At 59.0% G+C, this 349-nt stretch carries 1 pseudogene; it reads left to right on the forward strand.

Annotated features, from left to right (window positions below):
• Positions 1–122 precede the first annotated feature (122 nt).
• Positions 123–349: pseudogene (locus tag E5X88_RS33570) on the forward strand (hypothetical protein); the annotation flags it as partial.

Raw genomic sequence — 349 nt, forward strand, 5'->3', positions numbered from 1 at the left:
AAACAAACGATTTCATCAATGTTGTGGAATCCTGCATGGGCAGAAGCACCTGACGCACACCGATGCCCCACTGCCTCATGGCGTGGCGAGCGTCTTAAGAACTGCCCGAAAGGAGAACTTTCATGCGCTCTACCGGGCAGTGGAGTGCTGGGAAGGGAGTTGCAACTGACCGGCCATGTCAACTGTCCGACTTCTTCCGAGCCTATGGACAGACTGGGAACCTTCCACGCAAAGCCATTCGAAAGCGGCCGCAGTTGGGCCGGCGCGAGACCGGAAGCCCGCGCAATCGGCTACGACGCGCACGGTGTAGCGGCTCACATCGTCATACTGCACCTACGCCACACACCGG

Origin of the sequence: Mesorhizobium sp. (genome assembly GCF_004962245.1) — a bacterium.
Lineage (GTDB): Bacteria > Pseudomonadota > Alphaproteobacteria > Rhizobiales > Rhizobiaceae > Mesorhizobium.